Source organism: Plesiomonas sp. ZOR0011 (assembly GCF_000800945.1).
In the GTDB taxonomy this organism is placed as follows: domain Bacteria; phylum Pseudomonadota; class Gammaproteobacteria; order Enterobacterales; family CAMTGL01; genus Plesiomonas; species Plesiomonas shigelloides.
Genome location: NZ_JRKB01000101.1, coordinates 1 through 5497, shown reverse-complemented (window position 1 = coordinate 5497; position 5497 = coordinate 1). Strand labels below are relative to the sequence as shown.

At 57.5% G+C, this 5497-nt stretch carries 5 protein-coding genes, 1 tRNA gene and 1 riboswitch; all 6 genes read right to left on the bottom strand.

Going from position 1 to position 5497, the window contains the following annotated elements; translation table 11 throughout:
• Positions 1-790: thiazole synthase (locus tag L975_RS15930; protein WP_081995729.1), on the bottom strand; the 790-nt coding region annotated here is incomplete at its 3' end.
• Positions 791-806: 16 nt separating this feature from the next.
• Complete coding sequence (gene thiS / locus L975_RS15925) at positions 807-1016, bottom strand: sulfur carrier protein ThiS (RefSeq protein WP_036769357.1); 210 nt, start codon at positions 1014-1016, stop codon at positions 807-809.
• 2 nt (positions 1017-1018) lie between these two features.
• Entirely contained in the window at positions 1019-1792 is a 774-nt protein-coding gene (locus L975_RS15920) for a HesA/MoeB/ThiF family protein (protein WP_047709291.1), read from the bottom strand.
• Positions 1786-2484, bottom strand: coding sequence for a thiamine phosphate synthase (gene thiE, locus L975_RS18485; RefSeq protein WP_218185614.1), 699 nt, complete (start codon positions 2482-2484; stop codon positions 1786-1788). Before thiE ends, L975_RS15920 begins: the two co-directional genes overlap by 7 nt.
• A gap of 349 nt (positions 2485-2833) precedes the next feature.
• The gene (gene thiC / locus L975_RS15910; RefSeq protein ID WP_047709290.1) at positions 2834-4810 is read right to left on the bottom strand and encodes a phosphomethylpyrimidine synthase ThiC; all 1977 of its coding nucleotides are present in this window, start codon (positions 4808-4810) and stop codon (positions 2834-2836) included.
• 288 nt (positions 4811-5098) lie between these two features.
• Positions 5099-5202, bottom strand: a riboswitch (TPP riboswitch).
• A gap of 216 nt (positions 5203-5418) precedes the next feature.
• Positions 5419-5494 (bottom strand) — tRNA-Trp (locus L975_RS15905).
• Positions 5495-5497: the final 3 nt, after the last annotated feature.

Genomic DNA, 5497 nt, shown 5'->3' with positions numbered 1-5497 from the left:
GTCGTCCAGCCTGCACCGCCAAACGAAACGCACTGGCCATCGCAACCGGATCGGCGGCCGCCGCAATCGCGGTATTGACCAGCACCGCATCTGCGCCCAGCTCCATCGCCTGCGCCGCCTGCGACGGCGCGCCAATCCCCGCATCGACAATCACCGGCACGCTGGCTTGCTCAATGATGATGCGCAAAAAGGCTTGCGTTTGTAGCCCTTGATTGGAGCCTATCGGCGCACCCAGTGGCATCACCGCCGCGCAGCCCACCTCCTCCAACCGCTTACACAGCACCGGATCGGCATGGCAATACGGCAATACCGTAAAGCCATCGCGTACCAACTGCTCGGCTGCCTGCAGGGTTTCCCACGGATCAGGCAGCAGGTATTTCGGATCTGGGTGGATTTCCAATTTCAACCAGGTAGTGCCGAGCGCCTCACGCGCGAGGTGCGCTGCCAGGATCGCTTCTTTGGCATCGCGCGCACCGGAGGTATTCGGCAGCCAACGCAGATGTGGCATTGCACGCAAAGGGGTGAGGATATCGTCTTGCCCACCACCACAATCGACCCGCTTCAACGCCATGGTCACCAACTCACTACCGCTGGCCTGCAACGCCGCCGCCATTTGCGTAGCCGAAGCAAATTTACCGCTGCCGGTCAGCAGCCGTGAGCCAAAGGTCACGCCCCCCAAGTGCAACTCATCGTGCCCAGTGGTTGGGGTTATCAACGCACGGGCAGATTGGCTGGCGTCATCCGTGGACAAAGTCTTGGATGCTAAAATGTTGTCAGTTTGGTTTTGCATAAAGTCGTCCCTCTTCTCAACCGCCAGCAATCGCCTGAAATACGGCTAATTGATCGCCTGCTTGAAGCTGTGTTTGCGCCCACACGCTGCGCGCCAAGATTTGTTGATTGAGCGCCACGGCGCAGCCCTGCTGCGGCAAAGCGCGTTGCTGTAATAACTCAGCCACCGTAACCGGCGCTGCTAGCGTGACCGGTTGGCCATTTAGCACTATGGTTAATTCGCCCATGGTTAACGTCCCCATTGCTGACCCCCGCCACACACCGGACAGTCCGGATCGCTGGCCGGTTGCAACACCTGCCACTGTCCTTGCCATAAATCACAGCGCACCATAGTGGCGCACGCTGCCAACCCAGCGCGATCCGCCGACCTTTGTAAGCCAATCCGCAGCGCTTGTGTCGCCTGCCAGTGGCCGGCTAGCGCGGGGAGTGGACTGATGATCCCTAACGTACGGCAACTGCCTGCTTCATCATGTGACGAGGCGGGAAACTGACAGTGATAACAGCCACCACCGGGGACAAAACTCATCAACTGACCGCGCCAGCCAGCTACCGCAGCGCTAACCAGCGGTTTACCCGCCGCCACGCAGGCAGCATTCACCGCCTGACGGGTCGGCATATTGTCACTACAATCGAGCACCAGATCGACCAGCGGCACTTCACGCGCCAGCCAGCCAGCGTCCACCCGCACGCGAGAAGTCCGCAAACGGCCAGCCGCACGCCCCTCTGACAACGCCGCGTGCGCGGCCTCGCTTTTACTGCGACCGACATCCTGTAGCCGATACAGCCCTTGGCGCGGTAAATTGGATAACTCCACCTCATCGTCATCAGCGGCGACCACCACACCGACGCCCGCAGCCAGTAAAGCCTGCGCAGCTGCGCATCCCAATCCGCCTAATCCAATTTGCAGCACGCGCAGTTTGGCTAAGGTGGCCTGACCGACTTCACCGACCTCATCAAGCATGATCTGACGGCTAAAGCGGATAAATGCGTGATCGTCTAACATTTGACCGCCTCCTCAACTGTGGCCGAGAGCGGCGTATTACCCTGCCAGAGTGACTGCCAACGCTGCACGGTGACCGACAAATCCTCGGCTTGCGTTACCGCCCGCACGACCGCAATGCTACCCACGCCACACGCCAACACCTGCGGCGCACACGGTAAATCAATGCCACCAATGGCCACCGTGGGAATACTGCCGACTAACGCCTGCAATTGGCGTAAACGCCCCAGCCCCTGCGGACGAGACGGCATCTGCTTCGTTGGTGTCGGGAAAATATGGCCCAGAGCGATATAGCTTGGCTGCAGCGCCAGCGCTTGCAGCAATTCGGCATAACCGTGGGTCGATACACCGAGACGCAGACCGGCCGCCGCTAGCGCAGATAAATCCGCCAATGCCAGATCCTCTTGCCCCAGATGCACGCCATAGGCACCATGCTGTAACGCCGCTTGCCAGTGATCGTTGATAAACAGCTGCGCCTGATAACGGCGACCTAACGCCACCGCCGCCGCAATTTGCGCATCAACGTCTGCGCTAAACGGCGCTTTGATGCGTAACTGCAAAGTCCGTACGCCCAGCGCCAGCAAACGCTCTAATAGCGCCAACGAATCGACCACCGGATAAAAACCCAGCGGCGCTGATTGGCATGGCGCAAAGTGATGAGCGGGAAATGAATGCGTTGCCGACAATGCCGGCATCCACGCCGCCAGTGGCAGCGGAAAGTCTGCGACCTGTGTCGGCCACTGCAGTGGTTGGGGGAAAACTCTGGCGGCTTGAGTGGCCAGCGCTCCAGCCAGCAACAGTGCATCCGCGCCATCAAATCCCAGTTGTGGCATCAGCGCCCAGGCCGCCTGTAAACAAGCCGGCTCGCCAGGAGCCGCACGCCATTGACGCAGGCTGGCACCTTGCCAGTGCACTTCATCAATCCAACCGCCGTCGGAAGCTTGCGTCGTGGAGATCGGCGCTAATGACGTTGATGGCAAGGCACGGGTTATCACGCCAGCCATCTCGGCCGCTTGGCGGATCTGCGTCGAATACGTCAGGAGATCAGGCATTTGGCACCTCCGCCGAATCAGCCGAGTGATACAGCTCAGCACCGCGCGCACGAAACTCTTGCGCCATCTGGCACATCCCGGCATCACTGGCCGTAGAACCAAGCGCTGTCGAGTCGGTGGCCGCTGATGCGTCAGCCGCCTGTGCTTGCGCATAGCTGCGGATATCTTGCGAGATCTTCATCGAACAAAATTTCGGGCCACACATCGAGCAAAAATGCGCAACTTTGCCCGATGCCTGCGGCAAGGTGGCATCGTGATAGGCTCGCGCGGTATCGGGGTCGAGGGATAAGTTAAACTGATCTTCCCAGCGAAACTCAAAACGCGCCTTGGACAAGGCATTATCGCGGCGCTGCGCCCCCGGATGGCCTTTCGCCAAATCGGCAGCATGTGCCGCTAGCTTGTAGGTGATGAGGCCGGTTTTCACATCGTTCTTATCCGGCAACCCCAGATGCTCTTTCGGCGTGACATAGCACAGCATCGCGCAGCCATACCAACCAATCATCGCTGCACCAATGCCGGAAGTGATGTGGTCATAGCCCGGTGCAATATCGGTGGTCAGTGGCCCTAAAGTATAGAAAGGCGCGCCGCCGCAGTGCTTGAGCTGCTCATCCATATTGGCTTTAATCAGCTGCATCGGCACATGCCCCGGTCCTTCAATCATCACCTGTACATCATATTCCCAGGCAATTTTGGTCAGCTCGCCTAAGGTATGCAATTCGGCAAACTGCGCGGCATCATTGGCATCGTGGATTGAGCCCGGGCGCAAGCCATCACCCAGCGAGAGAGACACATCGTACGCCTGACAGATTTCGCAAATCTCACGAAAATGGGTATACAGGAAGTTTTCTTGATGATGCGCCAGACACCACTTAGCCATAATCGATCCACCGCGCGAGACAATGCCGGTCAGACGCTCAGCGGTCAGCGGAATATGGCGCAGCAACAAACCGGCATGCAGGGTAAAGTAGTCCACTCCTTGCTCGACCTGCTCTAACAGAGTATCGCGCATCACCGCCCAGCTCAGATCTTCCGCCACCCCATTCACTTTTTCCAACGCCTGATACATCGGTACGGTACCGATCGGCACTGGGCTATTGCGTAAGATCCACTCGCGCGTCTCGTGGATCCGCCGACCAGTGGAAAGATCCATCACCGTATCGGCGCCCCAACGGGTGGCCCACACCAGTTTCTCAACTTCCTCTTCCACTGAAGAGGTGACCGAAGAGTTACCGATATTGGCATTCACCTTCACCATAAAGTGGCGGCCAATAATCATCGGCTCCGCTTCTGGATGGTTGATATTTAAAGGAATAATCGCGCGGCCGGCCGCCACTTCTTGGCGTACAAACTCCGGCGTAATTTGAGATGGGATCTGCGCGCCGAACGCTTCACCGGCATGCTGCTGCGCCAATACCCCTTGCGCCTCGGACCATGCCGTCATGTTTTCACGCAGCGCAATGTACTCCATCTCCGGCGTAATAATGCCTTGCCGTGCGTAATGTAGCTGAGTCACCGCTTTACCCAGCTGCGCACGTCGAATCGGTGCGCGCTGCGGAAAAGGTTGATCTAATGGCTGCGCCTCCGCCTGTTGCTGGCGGGTATAGCCTGAGCTCGGTTCAGCCAGCCACTGGGTATCTGCCCGTTCACTGATCCATTCTTCACGCAGTCGCGGCAAGCCGCGGCTAACATCCAAGGTAGCGGCCGGATCGGTATAAGGGCCTGAAGTGTCATACACCATCACCGGCGCATTGGGCTCATAGCGTGGCGTAGCCGGATCGCCGCCCACTAACGTCGGCGACATGCTGATCGCGCGCATGCCCACCTGCAAGTCAGGGCGACTGCCCGGCAAAAATACTTTTTCCGAATTGGGATGTGCGGCCCCCTGCAAGGTAGCCAGAAATTCACGCGCGGCGGCGCGCTGCTGCGATCTAGAGTTAACTGCTGATTTTTCAACAAGATGAGGTGACATAGCATTCCTTATAACGGGTTAATAAGAGATGCTTGTCGAACGTAGAAAGAAAAGAGGAGGGGGACGAGGTCGCTTGGCGTTTTCGCTTAATACAGCGTTGTCATCATTGGGTTCATCATCATCTCATCACCCAATAACCGTGCCGCATCATCACTCAACGCGATTTAACCACCGTACCAAGCGCGCCGAGGCGGCCGGTACTGTCCATCGCGGATAAGGAAATGTTCACGTTGCCCATGCAACGCTAATCACAGCTTCATGCGATACCACATTACACTTACCGCGCGGGGAAAACCCACTCTTGTTCCCTTCGCAGGTATTAACCTGATCAGGTTCCACGGATCCCGCATTACAACTGCGGTCTCAGCCAAACGGCACTCCGACAAGAGTCTCGAGTATAAAGCAGTGCCGCTCAGAAACAAATGCTTAACCGTAATAACGTCAACGCATGGGAAGAAAAGGGAGATGGATTGCGATGGGAGGATGTAAGGAGATCGAATAGGAATCGCGTAGATAAAGCCTCAAAAGGCCAACATAAGAGGGGAAAATCATAGTGAAGCAAGAATACAGACAATAAAAAAGCCAGCATTTCTGCTGGCTTTTTTATCTGGCAGGGGCGGAGGGACTCGAACCCCCAACATTCGGTTTTGGAGACCGACGCTCTACCAATTGAACTACGCCCCTAAA

What these genes read in the sequence shown, in the direction of transcription:
- thiS (WP_036769357.1), bottom strand. Translation starts at nt 1,016, where the DNA reads ATGGGCGAATTAACCATAGTGCTAAATGGCCAACCGGTCACGCTAGCA.
- L975_RS15920 (WP_047709291.1), bottom strand. Translation starts at nt 1,792, where the DNA reads ATGTTAGACGATCACGCATTTATCCGCTTTAGCCGTCAGATCATGCTT.
- thiE (WP_218185614.1), bottom strand. Translation starts at nt 2,484, where the DNA reads ATGCCGGCATTGTCGGCAACGCATTCATTTCCCGCTCATCACTTTGCG.
- thiC (WP_047709290.1), bottom strand. Translation starts at nt 4,810, where the DNA reads ATGTCACCTCATCTTGTTGAAAAATCAGCAGTTAACTCTAGATCGCAG.